Annotated in this window: 22 protein-coding genes, 8 tRNA genes and 3 rRNA genes; 1 reads left to right on the forward strand and 32 read right to left on the reverse strand. The window is 41.0% G+C overall.

Features of this window, described 5'->3' with window-relative positions; all coding sequences use genetic code 11:
- Positions 1-600: 600 nt before the first annotated feature.
- The 26 genes from rrf to acpS form a co-directional block, all read right to left on the reverse strand.
- Positions 601-716 (reverse strand): 5S ribosomal RNA (gene rrf, locus NSQ95_RS16970).
- A gap of 179 nt (positions 717-895) precedes the next feature.
- Positions 896-3,824 (reverse strand): 23S ribosomal RNA (locus NSQ95_RS16975).
- 205 nt (positions 3,825-4,029) lie between these two features.
- Positions 4,030-5,583: ribosomal RNA gene (locus NSQ95_RS16980) — 16S ribosomal RNA — on the reverse strand.
- The 16S, 23S and 5S rRNA genes sit together here with 8 tRNA genes alongside, the layout of an rRNA operon.
- Before the next feature lie 154 nt (positions 5,584-5,737).
- A tRNA-Gly gene (locus NSQ95_RS16985) sits at positions 5,738-5,811 on the reverse strand.
- A 29-nt stretch (positions 5,812-5,840) separates the two neighbouring features.
- Positions 5,841-5,917 (reverse strand) — tRNA-Arg (locus tag NSQ95_RS16990).
- Positions 5,918-5,935: 18 nt separating this feature from the next.
- Positions 5,936-6,022, reverse strand: a tRNA-Leu gene (locus NSQ95_RS16995).
- A 71-nt stretch (positions 6,023-6,093) separates the two neighbouring features.
- A tRNA-Lys gene (locus tag NSQ95_RS17000) sits at positions 6,094-6,166 on the reverse strand.
- A gap of 11 nt (positions 6,167-6,177) precedes the next feature.
- Positions 6,178-6,252, reverse strand: a tRNA-Gln gene (locus tag NSQ95_RS17005).
- A 3-nt stretch (positions 6,253-6,255) separates the two neighbouring features.
- Positions 6,256-6,331 (reverse strand) — tRNA-Asp (locus NSQ95_RS17010).
- Positions 6,332-6,354: 23 nt separating this feature from the next.
- Positions 6,355-6,429, reverse strand: a tRNA-Glu gene (locus NSQ95_RS17015).
- Between the two features lie 9 nt (positions 6,430-6,438).
- Positions 6,439-6,513 (reverse strand) — tRNA-Asn (locus NSQ95_RS17020).
- Between the two features lie 74 nt (positions 6,514-6,587).
- Positions 6,588-7,064, reverse strand: a complete 477-nt coding sequence (locus NSQ95_RS17025; RefSeq protein WP_340881814.1) for a SprT family protein — start codon at positions 7,062-7,064, stop codon at positions 6,588-6,590.
- 65 nt (positions 7,065-7,129) lie between these two features.
- A complete protein-coding gene (locus tag NSQ95_RS17030; protein WP_340881812.1) occupies positions 7,130-9,298 on the reverse strand; it encodes a Tex family protein in 2,169 nt (722 codons plus the stop codon).
- 71 nt (positions 9,299-9,369) lie between these two features.
- Entirely contained in the window at positions 9,370-9,969 is a 600-nt protein-coding gene (locus tag NSQ95_RS17035) for a PP2C family serine/threonine-protein phosphatase (protein WP_251553346.1), read from the reverse strand.
- Positions 9,966-10,748, reverse strand: a complete 783-nt coding sequence (gene sigB / locus NSQ95_RS17040; RefSeq protein WP_169360992.1) for an RNA polymerase sigma factor SigB — start codon at positions 10,746-10,748, stop codon at positions 9,966-9,968. The genes NSQ95_RS17035 and sigB overlap by 4 nt, the downstream gene beginning before the upstream one ends.
- A complete protein-coding gene (gene rsbW / locus NSQ95_RS17045) occupies positions 10,726-11,196 on the reverse strand; it encodes an anti-sigma B factor RsbW (RefSeq protein ID WP_251553344.1) in 471 nt (156 codons plus the stop codon). Before rsbW ends, sigB begins: the two co-directional genes overlap by 23 nt.
- Positions 11,183-11,524, reverse strand: coding sequence for an anti-sigma factor antagonist (locus tag NSQ95_RS17050; protein WP_340881808.1), 342 nt, complete (start codon positions 11,522-11,524; stop codon positions 11,183-11,185). Before NSQ95_RS17050 ends, rsbW begins: the two co-directional genes overlap by 14 nt.
- A 69-nt stretch (positions 11,525-11,593) precedes the next feature.
- Positions 11,594-12,595, reverse strand: a complete 1,002-nt coding sequence (locus NSQ95_RS17055; protein ID WP_340881806.1) for a PP2C family protein-serine/threonine phosphatase — start codon at positions 12,593-12,595, stop codon at positions 11,594-11,596.
- A gap of 12 nt (positions 12,596-12,607) precedes the next feature.
- Positions 12,608-13,009, reverse strand: coding sequence for an anti-sigma regulatory factor (locus NSQ95_RS17060; RefSeq protein WP_169360985.1), 402 nt, complete (start codon positions 13,007-13,009; stop codon positions 12,608-12,610).
- Positions 13,010-13,015: 6 nt separating this feature from the next.
- Complete coding sequence (locus NSQ95_RS17065) at positions 13,016-13,378, reverse strand: STAS domain-containing protein (protein WP_169360984.1); 363 nt, start codon at positions 13,376-13,378, stop codon at positions 13,016-13,018.
- The gene (locus tag NSQ95_RS17070; protein ID WP_298471356.1) at positions 13,378-14,205 is read right to left on the reverse strand and encodes an RsbT co-antagonist protein RsbRA; all 828 of its coding nucleotides are present in this window, start codon (positions 14,203-14,205) and stop codon (positions 13,378-13,380) included. The genes NSQ95_RS17065 and NSQ95_RS17070 overlap by 1 nt, the downstream gene beginning before the upstream one ends.
- A 234-nt stretch (positions 14,206-14,439) precedes the next feature.
- Entirely contained in the window at positions 14,440-14,790 is a 351-nt protein-coding gene (locus NSQ95_RS17075) for a type II toxin-antitoxin system PemK/MazF family toxin (protein ID WP_144539613.1), read from the reverse strand.
- 4 nt (positions 14,791-14,794) lie between these two features.
- A complete protein-coding gene (locus NSQ95_RS17080; RefSeq protein WP_240949796.1) occupies positions 14,795-15,028 on the reverse strand; it encodes a transcriptional regulator in 234 nt (77 codons plus the stop codon).
- A gap of 178 nt (positions 15,029-15,206) precedes the next feature.
- Positions 15,207-16,313, reverse strand: coding sequence for an alanine racemase (alr, locus tag NSQ95_RS17085; protein ID WP_340881799.1), 1,107 nt, complete (start codon positions 16,311-16,313; stop codon positions 15,207-15,209).
- Positions 16,314-16,382: 69 nt separating this feature from the next.
- On the reverse strand, positions 16,383-17,405 hold the full coding sequence (locus NSQ95_RS17090) for an outer-membrane lipoprotein carrier protein LolA (RefSeq protein WP_169360980.1): 1,023 nt from the start codon (positions 17,403-17,405) through the stop codon (positions 16,383-16,385).
- A gap of 59 nt (positions 17,406-17,464) precedes the next feature.
- Entirely contained in the window at positions 17,465-17,818 is a 354-nt protein-coding gene (gene acpS, locus NSQ95_RS17095) for a holo-ACP synthase (RefSeq protein ID WP_340881796.1), read from the reverse strand.
- Positions 17,819-17,885: 67 nt separating this feature from the next.
- Between acpS and NSQ95_RS17100 the strand changes: the two genes are divergently transcribed.
- On the forward strand, positions 17,886-18,515 hold the full coding sequence (locus NSQ95_RS17100; RefSeq protein WP_340881794.1) for a rhomboid family intramembrane serine protease: 630 nt from the start codon (positions 17,886-17,888) through the stop codon (positions 18,513-18,515).
- Between the two features lie 526 nt (positions 18,516-19,041).
- Here NSQ95_RS17100 and NSQ95_RS17105 read toward each other — a convergent pair.
- From NSQ95_RS17105 to NSQ95_RS17130, 6 genes are all read right to left on the reverse strand, one after another.
- Complete coding sequence (locus tag NSQ95_RS17105; protein WP_340881793.1) at positions 19,042-20,538, reverse strand: PH domain-containing protein; 1,497 nt, start codon at positions 20,536-20,538, stop codon at positions 19,042-19,044.
- Positions 20,531-21,010 (reverse strand): PH domain-containing protein, encoded by a 480-nt coding sequence (locus NSQ95_RS17110; protein WP_340881792.1) that lies wholly within the window; start codon positions 21,008-21,010, stop codon positions 20,531-20,533. Before NSQ95_RS17110 ends, NSQ95_RS17105 begins: the two co-directional genes overlap by 8 nt.
- 185 nt (positions 21,011-21,195) lie before the next feature.
- A complete protein-coding gene (locus NSQ95_RS17115) occupies positions 21,196-22,740 on the reverse strand; it encodes a DEAD/DEAH box helicase (RefSeq protein ID WP_340881791.1) in 1,545 nt (514 codons plus the stop codon).
- Positions 22,741-23,075: 335 nt separating this feature from the next.
- The gene (locus tag NSQ95_RS17120; RefSeq protein WP_340881790.1) at positions 23,076-23,771 is read right to left on the reverse strand and encodes an alpha/beta fold hydrolase; all 696 of its coding nucleotides are present in this window, start codon (positions 23,769-23,771) and stop codon (positions 23,076-23,078) included.
- Positions 23,772-23,788: 17 nt separating this feature from the next.
- The gene (murF, locus tag NSQ95_RS17125) at positions 23,789-25,156 is read right to left on the reverse strand and encodes a UDP-N-acetylmuramoyl-tripeptide--D-alanyl-D-alanine ligase (RefSeq protein WP_340881788.1); all 1,368 of its coding nucleotides are present in this window, start codon (positions 25,154-25,156) and stop codon (positions 23,789-23,791) included.
- Positions 25,157-25,161: 5 nt separating this feature from the next.
- Positions 25,162-26,268, reverse strand: a complete 1,107-nt coding sequence (locus NSQ95_RS17130) for a D-alanine--D-alanine ligase (RefSeq protein ID WP_340881786.1) — start codon at positions 26,266-26,268, stop codon at positions 25,162-25,164.

Below are 26,268 nucleotides of genomic sequence, written 5' to 3' on the forward strand. Positions count from 1 at the left end.
TCCCTCCTTTTTGCATAATATAACATAATTTTAGAAAATGTAAATTTTACACATTTAATAACTCTTTTATTTAGCCTCCAATTATCAGCTCTTTTTTCTATTTTCCTCGTTATTACTCTTTGAAAATTTTATTTTGATTGTTTCTGTCGTATATAGTTTCTATTTCCCGGGAAATGTCAATTTAGAGGAGGAACTTAAAGGTTTTATTCGACATAAATTATAAATTGCAACGGGATTCTCAGTTGTATGCTTCGATGAAGAGATTATCTTTCGCTTTGGTAATAATAAAAGTAAAAAAAGCCGCCACCGATTACTCGGTGACGACTTCCTTTAGTGCCCAGCGACGTCCTACTCTTGCAGGGGAGACCCTCCAACTACCATCGGTGGCTGCGAAACCAGATGGGCGGCAGATTTCTTCGTCAGCCGCAGTCGTTCGGTTCTCGCGTATGCCATACGCTCCGATCCTCTCTTCCTTGCTTCCTCGAACTCTTTGCCCCTCCGGCTTCTCGCACACTTCTTTATGGAGAGAGTGCCTTCGGCTTTTATAAAAGACAAAACAAAAAAGCCGCCACCGATTACTCGGTGACGACTTTCTTTGGTGCCCAGCGACGTCCTACTCTTGCAGGGGGAGACCCCCAACTACCATCGGCGCTGAAGAGCTTAACTTCCGTGTTCGGTATGGGAACGGGTGTGACCTCTTCGCCATCATCACTAGACTTTTTCGGCTTTCAATACACTTCGCATTGCGTTGTCAACTTCGTTCGTTCAATCAGTCACGTACCTAAGTACGTTCCTTCATTCACTCACTCGTTTCCTAGCACTGCTTGCGCCTTGAAACCCTCAGAGTTGTTCACTCAAAACTGGATAAAAGACATCATTAATCGAAACAAACCATTTGGTTAAGTCCTCGATCGATTAGTATTCGTCAGCTGCACGTGTCGCCACGCTTCCACCCCGAACCTATCTACCTCATCGTCTTTGAGGGATCTTACTTACTTGCGTAATGGGAAATCTCATCTTGAGGGGGGCTTCGTGCTTAGATGCTTTCAGCACTTATCCCGTCCACACATAGCTACCCAGCGATGCCCTTGGCAGAACAACTGGTACACCAGCGGTGTGTCCATCCCGGTCCTCTCGTACTAAGGACAGCTCCTCTCAAATTTCCTACGCCCACGACGGATAGGGACCGAACTGTCTCACGACGTTCTGAACCCAGCTCGCGTACCGCTTTAATGGGCGAACAGCCCAACCCTTGGGACCGACTACAGCCCCAGGATGCGATGAGCCGACATCGAGGTGCCAAACCTCCCCGTCGATGTGGACTCTTGGGGGAGATAAGCCTGTTATCCCCGGGGTAGCTTTTATCCGTTGAGCGATGGCCCTTCCATGCGGAACCACCGGATCACTAAGCCCGTCTTTCGACCCTGCTCGACTTGTAGGTCTCGCAGTCAAGCTCCCTTCTGCCTTTACACTCTTCGAATGATTTCCAACCATTCTGAGGGAACCTTTGGGCGCCTCCGTTACACTTTAGGAGGCGACCGCCCCAGTCAAACTGCCCGCCTGACACTGTCTCCTACCCGGGTTACGGGTATGGGTTAGAATTTCAATACAACCAGGGTAGTATCCCACCGACGCCTCCTCCGAAGCTGGCGCTCCGGGCTCTAAGGCTCCTACCTATCCTGTACAAGTTGCACCAAAATTCAATATCAAGCTACAGTAAAGCTCCACGGGGTCTTTCCGTCCTGTCGCGGGTAACCTGCATCTTCACAGGTACTATAATTTCACCGAGTCTCTCGTTGAGACAGTGCCCAGATCGTTACGCCTTTCGTGCGGGTCGGAACTTACCCGACAAGGAATTTCGCTACCTTAGGACCGTTATAGTTACGGCCGCCGTTTACTGGGGCTTCAATTCGCACCTTCGCTTGCGCTAAGCACTCCTCTTAACCTTCCAGCACCGGGCAGGCGTCAGCCCCTATACTTCACCTTACGGTTTTGCAGAGACCTGTGTTTTTGCTAAACAGTCGCCTGGGCCTATTCACTGCGGCTCTTCTAGGCTATTCACCCAAAAGAGCACCCCTTCTCCCGAAGTTACGGGGTCATTTTGCCGAGTTCCTTAACGAGAGTTCTCTCGCTCACCTTAGGATTCTCTCCTCGACTACCTGTGTCGGTTTGCGGTACGGGCACCTCCCACCTCGTTAGAGGCTTTTCTTGGCAGTGTGAAATCAGGAACTCCGGACATACGTCCTTGCCATCACAGCTCAATGTTACAGAGTGCGGATTTGCCTACACTCACACCTCACTGCTTGGACGTGCATAACCAACAGCACGCTTACCCTATCCTACTGCGTCCCCCCATCACTCAAACGGTGGGGTGGTGGTACAGGAATATCAACCTGTTGTCCATCGTCTACGCCTATCGGCCTCGACTTAGGTCCCGACTAACCCTGAGCGGACGAGCCTTCCTCAGGAAACCTTAGTCATACGGTGGATGGGATTCTCACCCATCTTTCGCTACTCATACCGGCATTCTCACTTCTAAGCGCTCCACCAGTCCTTCCGGTCTGACTTCAACGCCCTTAGAACGCTCTCCTACCACTGATACCAAAGGTATCAATCCACAGCTTCGGTGATTTGTTTAGCCCCGATACATTTTCGGCGCAGCGTCACTCGACCAGTGAGCTATTACGCACTCTTTAAATGATGGCTGCTTCTAAGCCAACATCCTGGTTGTCTAAGCAACGCCACATCCTTTTCCACTTAACAAATACTTTGGGACCTTAGCTGGTGGTCTGGGCTGTTTCCCTCTTGACTACGGATCTTATCACTCGCAGTCTGACTCCCAAACATAAATCATTGGCATTCGGAGTTTGTCTGAATTCGGTAACCCGGGATGGGCCCCTAGTCCAAACAGTGCTCTACCTCCAAGATTCTAACGTTTGAGGCTAGCCCTAAAGCTATTTCGGAGAGAACCAGCTATCTCCAGGTTCGATTGGAATTTCTCCGCTACCCACACCTCATCCCCGCACTTTTCAACGTGCGTGGGTTCGGACCTCCAGTAAGTGTTACCTCACCTTCATCCTGGACATGGGTAGATCACCTGGTTTCGGGTCTACGACCACATACTCATTCGCCCTATTCAGACTCGCTTTCGCTGCGGCTCCGTCTTCTCAACTTAACCTCGCATGTAATCGTAACTCGCCGGTTCATTCTACAAAAGGCACGCCATCACCCGTTAACGGGCTTTGACTATTTGTAGGCACACGGTTTCAGGGTCTATTTCACTCCCCTTCCGGGGTGCTTTTCACCTTTCCCTCACGGTACTGGTTCACTATCGGTCACTAGGTAGTATTTAGCCTTGGGAGATGGTCCTCCCGGATTCCGACGGAATTTCACGTGTTCCGCCGTACTCAGGATACACTCTGGAGGGAATGAACTTTTGACTACGGGGCTTTTACCCTATCCTGCGGACCTTTCCAGATCGCTTCGTCTAGCTCATTCTTTTGTAACTCCGTATAGAGTGTCCTACAACCCCAAGAGGCAAGCCTCTTGGTTTGGGCTCTTCCCGTTTCGCTCGCCGCTACTCAGGGAATCGAATTTTCTTTCTCTTCCTCCAGGTACTTAGATGTTTCAGTTCCCTGGGTGTGTCTCAGATGCGCTATGTATTCACGCAAATGTACTGCCCCATTACGGGCAGTGGGTTTCCCCATTCGGAAATCTTCGGATCGAAGCTCACTTACAGCTCCCCGAAGCATATCGGTGTTAGTGCCGTCCTTCATCGACTCCTAGTGCCAAGGCATCCACCGTGCGCCCTTATTAACTTAACCTAAAAGTTAAAAGTACTACACTTGCAATCACGTAAGTGATCACAATTTGAATATCTTGCGTTTGTTTCTTTTTTTGATGTCGTTTTATCCAGTTTTCAAAGAACAAGTTAAAAAGCTTTAAATGCTCATATAGAATGAACATTCAAAACTGAACTGCAAAACGTTAAGATACAGATAAAGATCTGTATTCCGAATATATCCTTAGAAAGGAGGTGATCCAGCCGCACCTTCCGATACGGCTACCTTGTTACGACTTCACCCCAATCATCTGTCCCACCTTCGGCGGCTGGCTCCCAAAAGGGTTACCCCACCGACTTCGGGTGTTACAAACTCTCGTGGTGTGACGGGCGGTGTGTACAAGGCCCGGGAACGTATTCACCGTGGCATGCTGATCCACGATTACTAGCGATTCCGGCTTCATGTAGGCGAGTTGCAGCCTACAATCCGAACTGAGAACGGTTTTATGGGATTTGCTCACCCTCGCGGGGTTGCGACCCTCTGTACCGTCCATTGTAGCACGTGTGTAGCCCAGGTCATAAGGGGCATGATGATTTGACGTCATCCCCACCTTCCTCCGGTTTATCACCGGCAGTCACCTTAGAGTGCCCAACTGAATGCTGGCAACTAAGATCAAGGGTTGCGCTCGTTGCGGGACTTAACCCAACATCTCACGACACGAGCTGACGACAACCATGCACCACCTGTCACCGCTGTCCCCGAAGGGAAAAGCCTATCTCTAGGCCGGTCAGCGGGATGTCAAGACCTGGTAAGGTTCTTCGCGTTGCTTCGAATTAAACCACATGCTCCACCGCTTGTGCGGGCCCCCGTCAATTCCTTTGAGTTTCAGTCTTGCGACCGTACTCCCCAGGCGGAGTGCTTAATGCGTTAGCTGCAGCACTAAGGGGCGGAAACCCCCTAACACTTAGCACTCATCGTTTACGGCGTGGACTACCAGGGTATCTAATCCTGTTTGCTCCCCACGCTTTCGCGCCTCAGCGTCAGTTACAGACCAGAAAGCCGCCTTCGCCACTGGTGTTCCTCCAAATCTCTACGCATTTCACCGCTACACTTGGAATTCCGCTTTCCTCTTCTGTACTCAAGTCCCCCAGTTTCCAATGACCCTCCACGGTTGAGCCGTGGGCTTTCACATCAGACTTAAAGGACCGCCTGCGCGCGCTTTACGCCCAATAATTCCGGACAACGCTTGCCACCTACGTATTACCGCGGCTGCTGGCACGTAGTTAGCCGTGGCTTTCTAATGAGGTACCGTCAAGGTACGAGCAGTTACTCTCGTACTTGTTCTTCCCTCACAACAGAGTTTTACGATCCGAAAACCTTCTTCACTCACGCGGCGTTGCTCCATCAGACTTTCGTCCATTGTGGAAGATTCCCTACTGCTGCCTCCCGTAGGAGTCTGGGCCGTGTCTCAGTCCCAGTGTGGCCGATCACCCTCTCAGGTCGGCTACGCATCGTCGCCTTGGTGAGCCGTTACCTCACCAACTAGCTAATGCGCCGCGGGCCCATCCTGTAGTGACAGCCGAAACCGTCTTTTAACATTTCCTCATGTGAGGTAATGGATTATTCGGTATTAGCCCCGGTTTCCCGGAGTTATCCCAATCTACAGGGCAGGTTGCCCACGTGTTACTCACCCGTCCGCCGCTAAATCAGAAGAAGCAAGCTTCTTCATCATCCGCTCGACTTGCATGTATTAGGCACGCCGCCAGCGTTCGTCCTGAGCCAGGATCAAACTCTCCATAATAGAGAACTTAAAAAGCTCATTTTGTTTTGCTGGCATCATCATTAAATGATGTCAAAAATTGTTTTGCGTCAATCAAGCCGAAGCTTGTTGATGCTGTATGTCTTAACGTTTTGCATGTTCAGTTTTCAATGTTCATGTATTACTTTAGTATAATTGGAGCGGGTGAAGAGAATCGAACTCTCATCATCAGCTTGGAAGGCTGAGGTTTTACCACTAAACTACACCCGCATATATAATATATTAAATAATTGTTTGTTTGGCGCGCCCGGCAGGAGTCGAACCCACAACCTTCTGATCCGTAGTCAGACGCTCTATCCAATTGAGCTACGGGCGCTTAGTAAAAGACAATGCTTGGTGCGGCCGAGAGGACTTGAACCTCCACGGGGTTAACCCCCACTAGGCCCTCAACCTAGCGCGTCTGCCGTTCCGCCACGACCGCGTAGTTATAAAATGGGAAGATATTTATTATAACTTACTCTCATGAGCTTGTCAACAATTATTGTAATATGATGAGCCATGAAGGACTCGAACCTTCGACCCTCTGATTAAAAGTCAGATGCTCTACCAACTGAGCTAATGGCTCACGAAACGAAATGGCTGGGGTACCTGGATTCGAACCAGGGCATGACGGAATCAAAATCCGTTGCCTTACCGCTTGGCTATACCCCAACATGGCGGTCCCGACCGGGATCGAACCGGCGATCTCCTGCGTGACAGGCAGGCATGTTAACCGCTACACCACGGGACCTATGTATCTTTAATTCAATTAAATGGTGACCCCTACGGGATTCGAACCCGTGTTACCGCCGTGAAAGGGCGGTGTCTTAACCGCTTGACCAAGGGGCCATTTAAAGATGGCTCCGAAGGTAGGACTCGAACCTACGACCAATCGGTTAACAGCCGATTGCTCTACCACTGAGCTACTTCGGAATAATTTATGTCGTTTTGTTCTACTCGACTTTTTCTATTATAGAGAGGGTTTGGACAAACGTCAACACTTTTCATCAAATTTCTTTCGTTTTTTTAAAAGAACTTAAATGCAGCTCCCCAAAACACTTGCCACACTTGAATTTCTGCGTATTTACTCGAATTTTCCGTCTATATAACAAACCACATTTTGCACACTCATACACATACAGTTTAGTATTTTTTTGATTTTTAGGCTCTACGAGTGTTGAGCAAAATCTAGGTGAATCTGTTTGTTTTAGAAGCTGACGAAAATCTGTATCTCTATGTTTATACCCTTTCCCTTCTATATGTAAGTGATAATGACATAGCTCATGCTTAATAACTCCAATTAATTCGTTCATTCCATGTTTCTCTAACACTAGAGGGTTTATTTCAATCATATGTGTTCTTAACATATACCTTCCGCCGGTACTGCGCAGTCTTTTATTGAAATAAGCTTTATGGTGAAACTTTCTTTTAAAAATCTGTATTGATATGCTACTTACTAATTCACTCAATTGTTCATCAGTCACTATACTCTCTCCTAGATATAAGAGCTTGTCCACTGATATTCATCAATGGACAACTCTGATTATTATTAGACTTGTTGTTCCGGTGGCAGCATCGTTAATGCAATTCTTCCTTTGTTCGCATCGAACTGTTCTACCCATACAGTAACGATATCCCCAAGGGAGACTACATCTAAAGGATGCTTTACAAATCCTTTTTTAAGCTTGGAGATGTGTACAAGTCCATCTTGTTTAACACCTATATCTACAAAGGCGCCGAAGTCAACTACATTTCGAACTGTACCTTGAAGCTCCATTCCTGCTTTTAGATCCTCTAATTTTAGTACATCTTTTTTAAGTAACGGCTGCGGGAAAGCTTCACGTGGATCTCTTGCTGGCTTAATCAATGCATCCAAAATATCCTTTAGCGTAATCTCACCAATCCCTAATTCTTTACTAGTTTCTTCTATAGAAATAGTTTTTAGTGCTTCTTCTGCTTCCTTAGAGCCTATTTGGCTTTTGGTTAGCCCTGCAATTTCAAGGACTTGTTCAGCTGCCTTATAGCTTTCCGGGTGAATTCCTGTTGCATCTAACGGATTTTTAGCGTCTGGAACACGTAGGAAACCAATTGCCTGTTCATATGTTTTAGCTCCAAGACGAGGGATTTTCTTAAGCTGAGCTCTTGAAGTGAAACGTCCTTGTTCGTTTCGCATGTTTACCACGTTCTCTGCTACCGTTTTAGAAAGGCCAGATACGTATTGAAGTAATGAAGCTGATGCTGTGTTTACATTTACGCCTACTTGGTTAACCGCAGTCTCTACTATAAAAGAAAGAGATTCCGACAGTTTCTTTTGTGACACATCATGCTGGTATTGTCCCACACCTACTGCCTTAGGATCTATTTTTACCAACTCCGCCAAAGGGTCTTGTAGTCTTCTAGCAATAGATACGGCACTTCGTTGCTCAACTTGAAGGTCGGGAAACTCGTTTCTTGCTGTTTCTGAAGCTGAGTATACCGAAGCACCTGCTTCATTGACAATTACATACGCTACTTCCCCTGTTACTTCCTTCAGGCAATCTACGATGAATTGTTCTGTTTCACGAGATGCCGTACCATTTCCAATCGCTATCAGAGAGATTGGATAATTCTTAAGATAAGAAAGAACTTTCTTTTTCGAGCCTTCTATATCCATTTTAGGTGCGTGAGGGTAAATGGCAGATACCTCTAATAGCTTACCTGTATCATCAACCACTGCAAGTTTACAGCCAGTACGGTAGGCCGGGTCCACTCCAAGTACCACTTTTCCCTTTAATGGTGGCTGAAGTAAGAGGTTACGTAGGTTTTCAGAAAAAATATGAATAGCCTGCGCTTCAGCTTTTTCTGTAAGCTCAGCGCGAATTTCTCTTTCTACGGAAGGTTGAATTAATCTCTTATATGAATCCTCTATCGCTAGCTTCACCTGTTCCACTGCTTCACTAGTAGTGTGATTTGGTATCCATTGTGCTTCCATTACTCTTAAAATTTTGTCCTGTGGTGTTTGTAGGCCAACTTTAAGAACATCCTCTTTTTCACCACGATTTAAGGCAAGAATTCGATGAGGCACTATTTTTTTCACTGGCTCTTCATATTCATAATACATTTCATAGACATTTTTTTCATCGAGCTCTGCTTTTTTCAAAGAGGATACAATTCTTCCATCGGTGCGTGTTAGGTTACGTATTTGCTCCCGTATTTTAGCATCATCTGCAAACTGTTCAGCTAATATATCACGAGCACCTTGAAGCGCCTCTTCAGTAGTCATCACCTCTAATTCTTCATTTACATAAGCCTCTGCTAGTGTTTGAATAGATTCTTTTGGGAATCCAAGTAGCTCCGTAGCTAAAGGTTCCAGCCCTTTTTCTTTTGCTATAGTAGCTTTCGTTCTACGTTTCTGTTTGTACGGTCTATACAGATCCTCTACTCGTTGAATGACAGTCGCATTTTGTATAGAAGCAGAAAGTTCTTCAGTAAGTTTTCCTTGTTCTTCTATTAATCGTAGAACTTCCTCTTTGCGTTGTTCGAGCTGTTGGATATAATGATAACGATCTTCTATTGCTTTTATTTGCACTTCATCTAACGAGCCTGTTTGTTCTTTACGATATCGAGCTATAAAAGGAACTGTGTTTCCTTCTTCTAATAATTTTATTACTTGCTCTGCTTGCGATGTTTTAGTGCCCGTCTCTTTGGATACGAGCTGAAGCATTTTCTTTAGTTCCAAAACAAACCCATCCTTTCTTTCTAACCTTATTTTAACATATACTGAACGCAGCAAAAAAGCTTACCCTTTAATTATGAGAGTAAGCTTCCTACAATGAATGTGGCGTCATCGCCATGTTCTATTTCTTTATAAACTGTTTCGTACAAACATTTAGTACCGCTAGATTCCTTAATAGTGGACTTTGGACTCTTCATCACTACTCCATCAGAATGCAAAAGGAACAAGTCATCTTTGGCACATGGGTATGTTTGTGTATTAATCTTTTGTTTACGTCCCGACAGATATCCCATTACTGGCAATGGATAAATCATTTTTCCTGTGGAGCGTTGGTACATATAAAACTTTATATTGCCTACACAGCTATAAGATATAGTTTGAGCTTTATAATCTATTTTCACAAGTGCAACGGCTGCTCCTCGTTTTTGTACCATAAGCTCATTGCATTTTAACAATAAGTTATCCAATGTCTCTTCAGGATATTGTTCTAAAATGTTTGGTATTACATCGGCTGATTCTTTTGCTATTGGACCGTTTCCTAATCCATCTGCAATTGCACAAAGCATAAAATCTTCATGCTTAGATACATAGTAAGTATCACCAGATTCCGCATTCCCTGTTTTTGCTTCCTGAAAGACTAGCAACTCGACTTTTTCATCTGAGTAGTTTATCAATTTACAATTCCACCTGACGATAATATTGCCTCTTGTAATTTCTTTATTGCTTTGCGTTGAATTCTCGATACGTGCATTTGCGAAATACCGAGACGGTCGCCTGTTTCTTTCTGACTCAGCTGCTCCATGTATGTAAGTAAAATTATCTCTTTTTCTCTTTCAGACAACACATTAAAAGCTTCGGCTACAAGTAAGCGCTGATCCGTTTTTTCAAACTCCCCGTCTGTCTGACCAATTACATCAAACAACGTTATAGTACTACCATCTGCATCGGATTCTAAGGAATGATCCATCGACAATGCTTGATAGCTTTTGCCCATTTCCATTGCTTCTAGAACATCTTCAACTTCTACATCAAGATAATCTGCAATTTCCGGTACTAAGGGAGATCTTTGAAACTCAGTTGTTAGCACTTCCACAGCCGATCTAATACGTGGACCTAATTCTTTAATTCTTCTTGGAACATGGACTGCCCAAGTCTTGTCTCTGAGAAATCTTTTTATTTCACCTATAATCGTCGGAATGGCAAAAGCTTCAAAGTTCTTACCAAAGGACGGATCGTATCTTCTAATGGCCCCTAATAGACCAAGCATACCTACTTGAACTATATCCTCATGATGAGACTTACCATTAGAATATTTACGAGCAATCGACTCAACCAAACGCTCGTAGTTTAACACAAGATTTGTTTGAGCCTCTTCGCTTTCTGTCGTTTGATATTCTTTAATCCACTTTAATATTTGTTCCTTTGACTCTTTAGGAAGAGATGTGTTCGACATTATCATCCACCTGCTTTACTCCGACATGCTTCGTCATAAATACAGTTACACCCTCTTGGTGATGAACTTTTACTTCATCCATCAATGTTTCGATAAGGTATAAGCCAAGCCCTCCTTCACGTAAGAATGATCCCTCCTCTAAATCATGGTAAGGTCCCACTTGCGCTTTTGTTTCCTCAAAGTTAAAACTTTTTCCATGGTCTGCAATCATAATTTCGATTCTATCAGAATATAACGCACAACCAATTACTACTTCGCCGTCCTCATCTTCTGCATAAGCATGCTGAACTGCATTAGTAATTGCTTCACTCGCTGCAATTTTTAAATCTTCTATATCATCATAGGAAAAGCCCATACGATTCGCCAGCCCTGAAATTGTAAGACGTGCTACACTTACATATTGAGGCTTTGCCGGCAAACGAATCTCCACATAATCAAACGGTTTCATCTATTTTCACCTCTTCGCTCGCTTGAATGTCCATAATATCCCCTAACCCAGTTATATCAAACAATCTTTTAAGGCGAGGTGAAAGTCCTGTTAACTCCATATGGACGCTAGACTCCTTAGCACTCTTATAAAAACCTACAAATACACCTAATCCAGTACTATCCATATATGTTACGTCAGTTAAATTTAACTCAACACGTATATCTTCTTTTAAATTGATTTCTGAAAGTTTTTCTCTTAACAAAGGTGCAGTAAATGCATCAATTTCACCTTTAATAATTCCTTTGACACGCATTTCTTCTTCGTGTAGTTCTACTAATATATTCATTATCAAATTATCCCCCGTTTTCACTATATATACGTATCTATACCACGATACAATCAATGTTAAACATTTTTAAAGCGATTTCTTGAATATGACTAGAGTAAAATCATCACGTTGTTCAAATTCCTGTAATTCCTCTAGCTTGTGAAATACATACTCAACCATTTCTTGAGCTGGCTTGTCCTTTACGCTTTCGATAATACTTAGTATTATTTTTTGGTCAATAAAGCCTTCCTTCGAACGACATTCAGTTACTCCATCAGTCATCATGACGATAAAGTCATCTTTTTCTAACGTAATAGAATGTTGTTCATATTTGACATTAGGGACCACTCCGAGCAATAGACCTTTCGCCTGAAGTTCTTTAAATTCTCCCGTGTGCGCACAATAGAATAAAGGTGGCTCATGTCCCGCGGATGCATATGTGAATTCACTTAATGCTGTATCGTATGTTCCATAAAACATCGATATAAACATCGAGTCACTAACACTTTTTTCAACAATCCGATTGATGATATCCAAAACGACTACTGGATCTGTATCAGGACCATCCAAACTATCCATACCATATTTAATCATGGACATACAAAGAGCTGCAGGTATCCCTTTACCAATGACATCAGCCACTGCGATACCTATTGCATGGTCATTACTCAAAAAGTGAGTATAATCTCCATTCATTTCTTTTGCCGGAACAGAGATTAACCCAATATCCAGGTTATTCATGTTTGGGATTTTGGATTTAAGCAGTGTTTGCTGCACATTAGTTGCCAGTTCCATTTCCATTTTAAAATTTTGTTGTTTTTCAATAAGCGTTTGATGTTCTTTTAAGGCTAAGCCATATCTAATCATAACTTCTATCAAAAAATCAAACGAATGAGATACCTCTTCCGGTAAATCAGGCATAATCTCTTCCAATGAAGCCTTATGTATACTGATTACTTCCTCCGGAGAAATACTTTTTTGTATGAGCTCTCTACTAACATTTTGACCTTCATATAAATTATGCTCCGTTTGACTTAACGTATACTGTCTCAAAATTTCCTTATACTGTTTTTTAAATTGTTGAGGCATTTATCTTACCTCCTACCTTAACCACTTAGTGGCAATAATTGTTGTCCCATCTCCAACTGCAGTTTCGATTTTGAAATCGTCCATTAGTCGTTTTACCCCTGGTAACCCTGCACCCAAGCCTCCTGAAGTGGTATACCCATCTTCCATAACTTTACGGACATCAGCAATACCAGGTCCTTCATCAGCAGCAATAATCAAAATCCCTTTTTGATTACCTTCTACAATTTGTTTGATCTCTATATTTCCTTTTCCAGCGTATAAATATATATTTCGAGCGAGTTCGCTAATAGCTGTCGTAATTCTTGCTTGGTCAACTGTTCCGAAACCAGCATCTTTTGCTTCGTTTCTCCCCAGTTGCCTTGCAGCTACTATATCCCACTCACTTATAATGTGAACAGAAGACTTCATATTCATAATGGATTAGTCCTCCAATTCTCGTTCAAGTTTTTCCAATCCATTTTCTAAGTCTAAAGCAGTTACTACATTCTCAAGTCTAATTCCTAACTCGATTAATGTGATGGCAACGGCAGGTTGAATTCCCGTTATCACTACTTTAGCTCCCATTAAGCCTGACATATTAATGACGTCTCCAAGGACTTTGGCGATAAAAGAATCAATAAAGTCTATCGGTGTTAAATCTAGAACTACTCCCCTAGCAGCCGTCGTATGCAGCTTGTCCAATAAATCCTCTTGAAATGACAAAGCAGTTTGATCATCTAACTCCCATTGTATGGATACAATTAAACAATCCCTTAACTTCAAAATTGGAATTCGCGTCATCATTATGATTTCACCTCAACTATCGCTCTATTTGTTAGTGCCAATGCTTGTTCCACTCCACGTTGCAAAGTACTTGTTGTTGTAAAATCATTTAAATTAATACCAAGCGTTACAATTGTTTGAGCAATCTCTGGGCGAATTCCCACTAAGAAACACTTTGCCCCTACTAAACGAACTGCATCGGCAGCCTGAATAATATGATGAGCGACCATTGTGTCTACTACGGGCACTCCTGTAATATCCAATAACACTACTTCTGCTCGATGCTTCACTACTCCTTGCAGTAAGTTTTCCATTATAAGCTTTGCACGCTCAGTGTCAATTGTTCCAACCAATGGCATCACTGAGATTTTCTCAAACACAGGAATAAGAGAAGCTGAAAGTTCCTGCAGTGCTATTTTTTGTAGGTTAACTGTTTTTTCCCACACAATAGAGTAAGCTTCTACAATTGTATGAGTAAGAGGCGTTAGCCAATTGTTCAAAATAGAGCGATAAGATTTATAATTATTTTCATTTAAATGTCCGGCACTTTCCATATCTTCATAGATAACTTCTGTAAAGTTAGTCAATGATTTTAAAACAAAAGATATGGACCACCCGTAGCGCACAATTTGTTCGGAAAAGTCGTTTAGCTTCCCTGTATAAATTTCCTGATCCTCCGTAAGACTCGATATCATTAATTCCCCAAATTCGCGTGCAGTATGGTCAATAACTTGATCTGACATAATTTGAAAAAAACGGTCATCTTTTTCATCTTCCATCTTTACTTTCCATTTTTCCAATATTATATCGATATTATCGCGAATGTATGTAGCAATTTGTTTATTCATTTGGTTGTACCCAGCTCCTCATAATTAAATGGTAATTATATTGTAACGAATCTTATAAGATTTTACATCTATTAATATCTTTACTGGATTTTTTATCTTGCTTAAACGTAATATAATCCCTTCTCACAATGCTATTCATTTAAATGGAATCTTTTTAAACATCCCCAAATATATATAAAATTAAAAAAACACAATGCGTATTTGTCGGTTACACATTGCGTCTTGTCTATGTATTTAAAATTTTACGATTCCTAAACTGATGCCTAGTGCATGATCTACTTCTTCCATTACATCTTCATCTAAATGTGTAATTTTATCTGTAAGCCTCGACTTATCAATAGTTCGTAATTGTTCTAATAATATAACTGAATCACGTTCAAAATCATACTCTTTTGCATTGATTTCTACATGTGTTGGCAATTTCGCTTTCTGAATCTGAGCCGTAATTGCTGCCACAATTACAGTCGGACTAAACCGATTCCCGATATCATTTTGTATCACCAATACGGGTCTGGTTCCACCTTGCTCAGACCCGACTACTGGCGATAAATCTGCAAAAAAAACGTCCCCACGTTTTACGATCAAGTTTTCATCCTCCACTTACGAGTCGCTCTGTCGTATGTTGGGCTTCATATTCCGCATGTAGACACTCTGTACATATGGATAAGTTAATATGAGACATCTCAACATAGCCTTTCATCATAGCTTCTCTTATAAGATTTGCCTGGCCTTTCTTTATATATTCATTTGCATGTACACGAGCAACGCTTTCCCTACCTGGTAATGATTGTGTAGCTTGCTTTTCCTCATTACCCATTTGCATTGGAATCTCTATAAGCGCTTCTTTTTTCTTTTTATCACTTACCACAGCAAACACCTCCGACAAAACATTTCCCTATCTGACAATATACTTCATCTTACCATTACTGGGCGTGAAATAAAAGACATTATAAGAAATGGTTAGACAAATTATGCATGAAGAACTACGTTTTGTCGACAGTTTACTTGCGATAAATTCTAGGTATTCTAGTAGATAAGGTACAGCATACTTCATATGGAATCGTTTGAAGCGTTTTTGCCCATTCTTCAACCTCGATTTCCTCGTCTCCTTGTTTTCCTATTAAGACAACTTTTTCTCCGACTTTCGTTGGGCCATCTAGACGTATCATACATTGATCCATACAAATCTTTCCGACGAACGGCATTCTTTTCCCTTTTACTAACACATGCTCAGTATGGAGTTTTCTAAGTAGCCCATCCGCATAGCCAATTGGTAATGTGCCAATCCATTCTTCGGTTTTAGCTGTATAAGACGCACCATACCCTATTGAATCTCCCTCACTAACCTTCTTTACATGTATTATTTCTGTATGCAAAGATAGAGGCTTTTCCAATGGGAAAGGAAGATGGTTATTTAAAAATGGTGATGGAGCAATTCCATACATAGATATACCGAAACGGACCGCATCCCAGCTTTGACTAGGATGTTGCAGGGCAGCAGCACTATTGGAAGCGTGAATCATAGCAGGCTTCTGTTCAAATAACCCTAAAAAGGAGTTAAATTTTTTGACTTGCTTATTAAAATATTCGGTATCCTCATCGTCTGCAGTAGCAAAGTGGGTATAAGCACCCGTAATTTCTAAACTACTAGATTCCTTTATAAAAGCTAGAGCTTCTTTCAGTTCTTCTTTTTTTGAGAATCCTATTCTTCCCATACCACTATCTATTTTAATATGGATCTTCACATTGCTTTTAAACTCTTTTGTAGCAAAAATCCATTCACATGAATAAGCTGTAAGAGTAATATTCTGGGCATTAGCCTCCGGTAAAAAAGAAGTTGGTGCAGCTCCCAAAACAAGAATCTCAGCTTTTATGCCAGCTCCTCTTAGATGTAATGCTTCCTCGGGAGTGGCTACAGCAAGCATTGAAGCACCTGATTGAAGAGCAGCTTGTGCCACCTCAATGTCTCCGTGTCCATATGCATTTGCTTTTACTACTGCAATTATTTGAGTGGAAGATGGTAAAGTCTCTTTTAGCCGCTCTATATTAGTTTGTATTGCTAGTAAATCTATTTCTATAAAAGTTGGTCTATATAGCTTTTGTGACATTTTTAAACCTCTTCTTCCAAGTCTTTAAAATTATTATGCTCCTTGGAAGAAGAGGTCGTCAACCTATAATCACTTTAATTCAGTAACTGTCATCGAAGCTGCGACCTCTATCATTTCCTCTTTAGTTAGTGAAGAGGAGGCAATAAAGAACGACATCCCATCTTGTTCCCAGCTAATAGATTGATCTGTAACTGCTCCTATCGCCACACCTAAATCTACTGGATCACCAGGCGCAAACACAGGAATAGTAGAAGGCATTGATGCATCGCTCAATTGTTGGATGACTGTAAAATCCTTGTCTCCTCCACTAAAAGTCAGCACTACTCGTTTTTGATTTTCTAATTGTATAACTTTCTCCTCCATTAGATGAGTATCTTCCCATTTAATGACTGGGTAGTGCGTTTCAAAGTCTCTATTTTCTAACTCCGCTGATGCCTCGACTGTATTTCCCTCAGCCTGAGCAGCAGGTGTTTGTTCAATTTTATAGTCTCCAGCAGCTCGTGTTTTTCCTAAAGAGACTTTATCAAACTTGATATGAATCTGTTCTTCTTGATTTTCATTTAATATCGAAACGTCTGTTGGTAACATCGTCTTTTTGTCGATATAGATTTTTTGAGTCGGAAGCATATTTTTGTGATTATTAGTAGTTTTAGCTTCAAATACATATTTATTTCCTTCTTCTTTAAATGTAGCAGCTTTGTCTTTCTTAATGTCCTCTGCTAACGAGCCGATTAAATACGCTTGGCTATTTTCTGAAGGCCACTTACTTTGGAATTTGTAAGTTTTGTTAAGGGCAGGTGTAACTACGAAAACACCTTCAGCATTACGAACAATCATTTGTGTGTTTTCTGCATTTGCATCAGAAACTTTAACGCGATAAAAGTCTGGTTTAGTATGCCAAACTTCCACATCATAAACTCTTGGCTCTGCACCTGTTAGAATACTCATTTCTGCAGTTAGTTCATATCCCTTTGCGTCACTCCATTTGTTGCTCAACTTCTTTACTACGTCTTCCTTCGATTCAGCTCCACATGCAGATAGTACCAGAATCATTGCAAATAAAACTACCAGTCTAGCCACTAGGCTCTTCAATTTTGTCCACCCTTTCTATTATCACTGCCTTCGTTCATTGTATGTAGGTGGACGACCGGTTATGATTGAAGAATTACTTGTGCAGCAGCATAATCTTTTGTGTGAGTGATAGAAACAAAGCCATTTATAGGCTTTTCCTTAAAATATAATATAGGTTTCCCAGAACTTTCTTTTAAAATTTCTATATCTTGAAAGCTACATTGCTTCCCAATTCCGGTACCCAAAGCCTTAGAGAAAGCTTCTTTAGCTGCAAATCTTCCTGCTAAAAATTCTAATTGCCGAGCACCTGATAATGTCTCCATAATTTCTTTTTCTTTTTTCGTTAAAACACGCGTAACAAACTTTGAAGTTTTAGTTGAAATGGATTCTATTTTTTTTATTTCAGTTATGTCTAAACCAATACCAGTTATCATGAATGTTCTTCCTTTCCTATATGCTCTTTACAAGATATACTATTAATAAGAAATTCGAGGTGAGAGTATGTTCTCGAGAAGAGAAAGCTTTAAACAATACATAAAATTATATCCGATTGTTTCTACCTTATTAGCCATCAATATTTTTATCTTCCTATTAACTATTATACCGGTTTATGGGATATATTTGCGGTATATGGGGATGGGGGTTAACCTACTCATTGCAGAGGGTGAATATTGGAGATTAATCACTTCCATGTTCTTGCATGCAGGATTTGCTCACTTACTATTTAATATGTTCTCTTTATACATCTTCGGTCCTGAGTTGGAACAGCTTACTGGTAAAGCTAGGTTCTTAACCATCTACTTCCTATCAGGCTTCATGGGTAATGTAGCAACTTATTTGATTCATGACTGGAATTACGCTGGACTTGGAGCTAGTGGAGCAATATACGGAATTTTAGGTGCTTTTGCTGCGTTAGTTTATTATACGAAACACTTATTACCCCAGCTCAGACAGATTATCATTCCTATCATCGTAATTGGTGTCATTCTATCATTCCTACAACCGAATGTAGGGGTGACTGCTCATCTTGGCGGTCTAATCACAGGGTTCATACTTGGAATGATCTATTTTCATCCTAATCGAATTGCTTCCTGGAAGAAAAAGAAGAATCCATACAGAGTGGTTAAGTAACTTACCATTGTACCCAAAACAACTAGAATGGAAAGATTTCTTACTTAGATATCAGGGAATAAAAAGAAGTAAAAACGTGAAATCGGGTTTTCCGATTTCACGTTTTTTTATGGATAGGCTATGTTGAAGGGTAGGGTTGATTTATGATGCAAAGAAATCTTAGATTAGAGAGTAGAATTGATTTTTCGCACCAGCCGGACGCTTTCCTCGTGGTGAGCGATAAGCCGTCACCCATCGAATGCGCGCGTGGTTGTGATGTCTTATCTGTCTCCCTCATCCAGTAGGGCTCGCCATCTGGTGCTCCAATCAATAAATGGGAGCGGCTTTCCTTTATCGATAAAGCGCTAATAAGTTTACTCGCATAAACAAAGCTGAAAAACTGTCACCAACCCCAATTTCATCATCTTTTTATGTTCTTAATAGCCATTTGAAAGTTCCTTTGTTTATGTTTACAGTCACTATAAAAAAAGAATTGTGAGTCAAAATCAACCAATAACTTTAACAAAGCTTATGGATAAAATAATTATCATTCCATCTCTTTTTCTATATCTATTTTAGGCTTTCGTATTGGCTCATACCAGCTTAATAGGTTTTCAGAATGTTCCTTCTCGATATGAGGAATCACTGTTTCTGCCCCGCCAACCCCTGATTTTATGGTTACTACTATAGAAGAAACATCTGATTTCTTCTGAAAGTACGTAGTTCGAGCAGTCATCGATTGAATCCTTCTTTTCTCCATCCAAACAGTCACTCTACTAAATAATCGATATTGGGCAACTAGCTGCGTCTCTTCTATATAAAAACCAGCCGTTCTCTTCTGCCACAAGCCTAAACCAAAGCTTGCAGGGATTAGTAGAAGTGATAATAATCCATAGGGATAAAAGAAGTAAATAACTGTGGCAGCTATAGGTAAAATCCACAGCAAATCTAAGCGATAGAAGAATTTTCGAGATTTACTTGGCACTCTTTGAAAGTTAGGGTGCATCTGAAAATCAGGGAAAATTTCTTCTAAGATTGGGTAAATCTCTGCTTTCTTTATTAATGGCAATAAACGAATGGTTTCATCTTTTTCTGCCATTGATCCTCCTGCACTATCTACAGTTACCGTAGCATATCCAGTAAGCTGACGAAGAGGGTTTTCTACTAATCGTATCCCTTGTATTCGAGTTAAAGGAATTGTAATTTTCTTTTTCTCTAAAAGTCCTCTAGTAATAATAATCTCGTCATCCTCTATCTTTATTGTAAAATCATAATAGTTGATGAAGGTTAACAGAACTGAAACAATCCAAGCCATAAGTAAAACAGCGAAGATTACTAAGACTACCATAAGCACTCCAAATTTGATGAAAATCATAATTTCGTTATAAATAGTTTCATAGGGAATAAATTCTGAGAACTGGGAGGCAAATACTGCAAGACCTGAAAAAAATACTCCTACACCACCTGAAGTGCTCGCTAGTACGAGAAGATCCTTTGTGGACATTCGGAAAATTGGCTTCTTTTCTTCTATAATTGTCTCTTCAACCTCTAAGTCATCTTCTATAATAGGTACTTTTTGACCTTTAGCGAGCATGATTTCTTTCTTTATTTGCTCTGCCGCTTCTTTCCTAATAGCAGTAAGCTCAGCGTCAGCCTCTTTTGTAGGACCTCCACCTGCTGTTTCCACCTTTACTTTTACCAATCCAAATGGTCGATGGAATATACCCTCCGTATAGTCAAGACTCTGAATACGTTCAAAAGGGATATATCGCTTTTTCTTTACAAAAAGACCATACTCTATTCGCAGCTCCCCGTCTTCAAACCAATAGCGAAATCTTCTCCACTTAATAATCCCACTGATTAGCATGAACAAGAGTAGCACTCCGTAAATGCCGTAAGTGAAAAGTCCAGACCAAAAGTTTGCATCGTCTCCAAAACCATTGACTAACACCAGAACAATTAACGGTAGAATCATTTCCTTTAAGACTTTCACAAAATTAATAACTGCAGAAATCGGGTGAAGTCTATACTTTTCTTTAGACATCTTCTTCCGCCACCCTTGCTAGCACCGAAATTCTTCCTCTCAGCTCATCCGCCTCTTCTGTTATTAATGCGGGAATTGTGTGGCTGGTAGCAGCCGTCGAGATAGTAATAGACGACAAATCATACTTACGTAAAATCGGTCCTTGCTCTGTGTCTACATGTTGAACTCTAACCATTGGGACTAGCGTTCTCTTCACAACAAATAGCCCATGCTGCAGCTCTATTTCCTGATCTCTTACCTCGTATCTCCATCTGCTCCATCTTACCTTTGGAAATAAATAAATGAATAAATATCCAAATAGCAATACTACTGCTCCTGCCACTATGTATAACCATATGTAGTTCCCCGTAAAATAATTGATTACTCCTGTACCAATGCCTAATAACAAAACGACTAGGGTTTGTATGATGCCATAAATTCTCCACACTCTTAAACCTTTTACGGATATTCGATTAATTGGTTCTTTTCTCATTATCATCCACCTCTTCTCTTGTCATTGTATACGAATATTACACAAAAATGTTTCAACTTTATAATTAGATTCATTAAATTAATTTTATTTGCTAGTCATACAGGCTAAATCATTATCTTTTTACATGCTACGCGCACAAAAGGCGAACCCACCAAAGTGGATTCGCCTTAAAGGATTATATAAAATTAGCCTTCGTTACGTGGTGTACGAGTTCTTGTGCTACGTTGTGTAGAACCGTCACGTGGACCGCTGCTACGACGACCACTTGGACGTGAACCGCTTCCTGAACGAGAAGATCCGCGATCGCTTCCTCCACGTGATGAAGAACTACGTCCGCCACCGCCGCTGCTACGGTTACCTTTGTATCCGCCGCCGCCACTGCGTCCGCCGCCACTACGCTCTCTACGAGCTGGTAATGGACGTTCTTCTGAAAGTGAGATTGGTGAATCGTCTGGCTCTTTCGTCATTGACTTGATTGCTGCTGCAACCACGTCAACTGCTTCATGCTTTTCAAGCATTTCTGCAGCAAGTGTACGATAGTCACCTAAATCATTTTTGTTAATAATTTCAGTAAGAGCTTCAATTGCTACACGTTGTTGCCCTACTAATGCTTCATCTGAGCTTGGTGGACGAAGAGCTGTCATACGTTTTTTCGTAGTGTCTTCGACAATACGAAGGTAGCCCATTTCTCTAGGAGTAACAAATGTTACCGCAATACCACTTTTACCAGCACGTCCTGTACGACCGATACGGTGAACATAGCTTTCTGGATCTTGTGGAATATCAAAGTTATAAACGTGAGTAACGCCTGAGATATCTAATCCACGAGCAGCTACATCAGTTGCAACAAGAATATCAATTTTATTTGATTTGAACTGTTTTAATACAGACATACGCTTCGCCTGGCTTAAGTCTCCATGAATTCCTTCTGCTAAGTAACCACGGATGCTTAGGGCATTTGCAAGCTCGTCTACGCGACGTTTAGTACGTCCAAAAATGATTGCAAGCTCTGGTTGGTGAACATTTAATATTCTAGAAAGGAAATCAAATTTTTCACGCTCAGTAGCTTTTACATAGAACTGTTCAATATTTTCAACAGTCATTTCTTTTGATTTGATCTTAACTTCAACTGGATCTTTCATGAATTTATCAGCAATTTTACGAATTGGTCCCGGCATAGTTGCTGAGAACAATAAAGTTTGACGATTGTCTGGAACACTTTCTAAAATTGTATTGATATCATCAATGAAGCCCATGTTTAACATTTCATCTGCTTCGTCCAAGATTAATGTTTCCACTTGGTCAAGCTTTAAAGTACGACGGTTAATATGGTCAAGAATACGACCAGGTGTACCAACGATTACTTGTGGCTTGTTTTTAAGCGCACGGATTTGACGGCCAATTTCTTGTCCTCCGTATACTGAAAGTAAACGAACTTTTTTATCATAGCCTAATTTATAAAGCTCTTCAGAAACTTGAATTGCAAGCTCACGAGTTGGAGCAATAATTAAAGCTTGAATGTTAGGGTTTTTAGGGTCAATCTTTTCAATCATCGGAATACCGAAAGCGGCAGTTTTACCAGTACCAGTTTGTGCTTGGCCAATAATGTCGCGGCCTTCCATAGCATGAGTGATAGTACCTTCTTGGATTGGTGTTGCTTCTTCAAATCCCATTCGTTGTACGGATTTTAGTGTAGAAGCGCTAATATTTAATTCTGAAAAATTTGTCAAAATTTTAATCTCCTTTTTGTTCTGTTTTGACAAATGGTTACATTTTCAGATGAAATTGCGGCAAATTCGAGCCTATACGAGGAACGTTTCCGTTACTTAAAATTCTCTGTGGTTTCAATCAGAGGGGTCTAATATAAAGGGAAAGCCCGGTCTTTTGCCGAGCGGTTCGTTAATTCTTACGTAAACAAACCGTTATGTTCAAAAAAAAGTACTCTTCAATAAATGCTGAAGAGTCTTCGCACAAAATGTATCCATTGTTCTAAACGTAGTATAGCATGCAATTGTCCCAGTTGCAATGAATTAGAATTTAAAGTCAGTAGCTCCGAACTTTTCTTCTACATTTCTTCCCTTAAAAATGTAAGAGCTTGTGGAAACCATTCCTGACAATCATCGCTGTAACAAATATGGTGCTTCCCGCTCTCCGAAAAAATTAGCTGTTTGTTTGTCGAACGGATATGGTCAAATAAGAAGGGTGCTGTCGTAAAAGGAACAATTCCATCTTTCTTTCCCTGAACTAAACATACTGGGATTGTAATTTGTTCATAATAAGGTTCAACCATTTTCACCACTCGAACAAATTCTAAAGCAGCTTGAATAGGAGTTGCACGAAGTTTGTTACTATAGATTTGAAACAGCGTATTTTCTTCTGCTTTACCTTCAACTATTTTTTTGGCGACGTCTCCTATATCATGTAGCAACTGCGTTGGATTTATGTATTTTGCGGCAGCACTTAATAAAACCAATCTTTCAATTTTATAGCGTAGCGCCAAGTAAATGGCAATAATCCCGCCCATGGAAAAACCAACCACAAACACTCGATCTACTTCCTTTTGCAGCAAACGCAACGCCTGCTCCGCTGCCATCATCCATGTTTCGGCTGTTAGGTTTTTTAACTCCAGTGTTTCCCCATGGCCAGGTAATGTAGGAACTACAATTTTCCAGTCTGTATTTACTTCTAGATAATCCACATAAGGTTTGACTTCATATGGACCTCCAGTAAAACCATGTAAGCAAAGTACTCCTGTTTTCATGTCATCCCTACTTTCTACTATTTTTGAAAGGGTTCAATTACCTTCTCTAACTTCATTCCCCTTGATCCCTTAACTAAAACAATAGATTGATTTGTTATTTTTGATTCTAAAAAGGATATAAGTGAATCGTAATCATTTTCCACCCATTTCAGCTGTTGCTCATCAAACTTGTCTGACAGTTGGTCTTTTAACCACTTCATACGTGAGCCAAATAAACAAACTCCTGAGAACACATCATTGGATATATACTCACCAATTTCCTCGTGGAATGTTTTTTCATCCGGACCAAGCTCCAGCATATCTCCAAGCACAAGCCATTTATCGGGTTTAATAGTCGACTTCTCTAAAAATTGAATAGCTGCTCTCATAGAGGTTGGGGCAGCATTATATGCATCGTTAATAAAAATACTGCCATTGTTAGTTTCAATTACCTGCATGCGCATATCCGTTAGTACGATTTTCTTTAAGGCATCACGCATCTGTTGACTCGACAAACCTATCTCTTTCCCTACAAGTAATGCAGCCAACGTATTTTTCACTTGATGCTCCCCTAGAATTGGTATAGACATTTCTTCATTTAGCTCTCCATTTACCATAAAGCTGCTTCCCTGCTCAGTAAATGTAACTTGTTCAATACATAAATCGTTATTATTTCCTGTGCCAAAGGATTTAGTATTTAAACCTGGTACATTCGATATAAACGGTTTCAAAAGAGGTTCGTCACCGTCATAAACGAGTAGCCCATCCTCATTTAAACCAGCTATAATCTCAAACTTCGCTTTAGCAATTCCTTCTCTAGATCCAAGATCCTTCATATGCGCCTCTCCAATATTTGTGATTACTGCATATGTTGGTTTTGCCATATTTGAAAGGAATTCAATTTCTCCAAACGAGCTCATTCCCATCTCAAGTACCGCATACTCAGTGTCCTCCTCAAGAGATAGAATAGTCAGAGGAAGTCCTAGTTCATTATTAAAGTTCCCTTCCGTCTTCTTCACACGGTAATAAGGCGAAAGCATTCCTGCGATTAGGTCCTTTGTGGATGTTTTACCGTTCGAACCAGTAATTCCTATGAATACAGTAGATAGCTCTTCTCGATACGCTCTAGCCATCTGTTGAAGTGCTACCTCACTACTGTCTACAAATAGCAAAGGTACATTCTTAGGAGGATTCGGCTCATCCTTTAACCAGAATGCTGCAGCTGCTCCTTTATCGAATGCACTCTCTACGAATTTATGACCATTTACATTCTCACCTCGAAAGGGGATAAATAAATCCCCTGGCTTTAAGGTACGTGTATTAATAGAAACTCCTGTTACTACGGGATTACTAGATGGTTGTTTTATACCTAACCATTTTGCGATATGCTCTAATGTTTTTTTCAACTTAGTCACTCTCCATCCTTTGAATGTTCGAGCTGCTGTTTTTCCTCATAGCGTTCAATAGCTAGTGATATTAGCTCCTCGATCAAGTCTGAGTAGGATAAGCCGGAAGCCATCCAAAGCTTAGGATACATGCTAATTGGGGTAAAGCCAGGCATTGTATTCACTTCGTTGATTAGTACCTCTTCTGTATCTGTAACAAAGAAATCTGCACGAACCAGCCCAGAGCAATCTAATACTTTAAATGCACGAATTGCCGCATCCTCTAGTGATTTTTGCAATCTAGTTGAGACATTTGCAGGTATTGCATAGTTTGTCGTTCCATCTATATATTTTGCAGAGTAGTCGTAGAAATCTTTCGTTGGCAATACTTCTCCCGCTACTGAACATCTTGGAGAATCGTTTCCTAAAACGCTCATTTCTATCTCACGAGCTACAATACCTTGCTCAACTAATATTTTACGGTCATATTTAAACGCTAGGTCGATTGCTTTTATAAGCTCTTGGCGATTGTTTACCTTTGTAATTCCAACACTTGATCCTAGATTAGCTGGTTTGACGAACAAAGGCCATTTTAAGCTTTCTTCAATTTTTTCAAGTAAAACTTCTTGATTGTTTTTCCACTCACGTCGAATGAAATGAACGAAAGGAACCTGTTTTAAGCCAGCTTGAGCAAACAGTTGCTTCATTACTACTTTATCCATTCCGGCAGCAGAAGCTAGCACTCCATTTCCAACGTAAGGCAAGTTTAATACTTCTAGTAATCCCTGAACTGTTCCATCCTCACCATTAGGTCCATGCAGCAATGGGAAGATTACGTCTAATCCTTCATTACCTTCCGCAGTTGCAAGGTTCTTAGTTGTATTATCAATTGGAAGGAAACTTGTTATATCATTCGCTTTTCCTGTATCTTCTCCAAATTGAAGCGTTTCAACCGTTTCAACTGGCCCTAATAGTTTTTGTCCCTTTCTCCATTCTCCCTCTTTCGAGATGAAGACAGGATACACTTCATATTTAGCAAAATCTATTGCTTGCGAAACCGCTCTTGCCGTTAATAAAGAAACCTCGTGCTCCGCAGATTTCCCACCATATAATAATCCTAATTTCAATTTCAT

It is taken from the genome of Psychrobacillus sp. FSL W7-1457, from assembly GCF_038593405.1.
Taxonomy (GTDB): Bacteria; Bacillota; Bacilli; order Bacillales_A; family Planococcaceae; genus Psychrobacillus.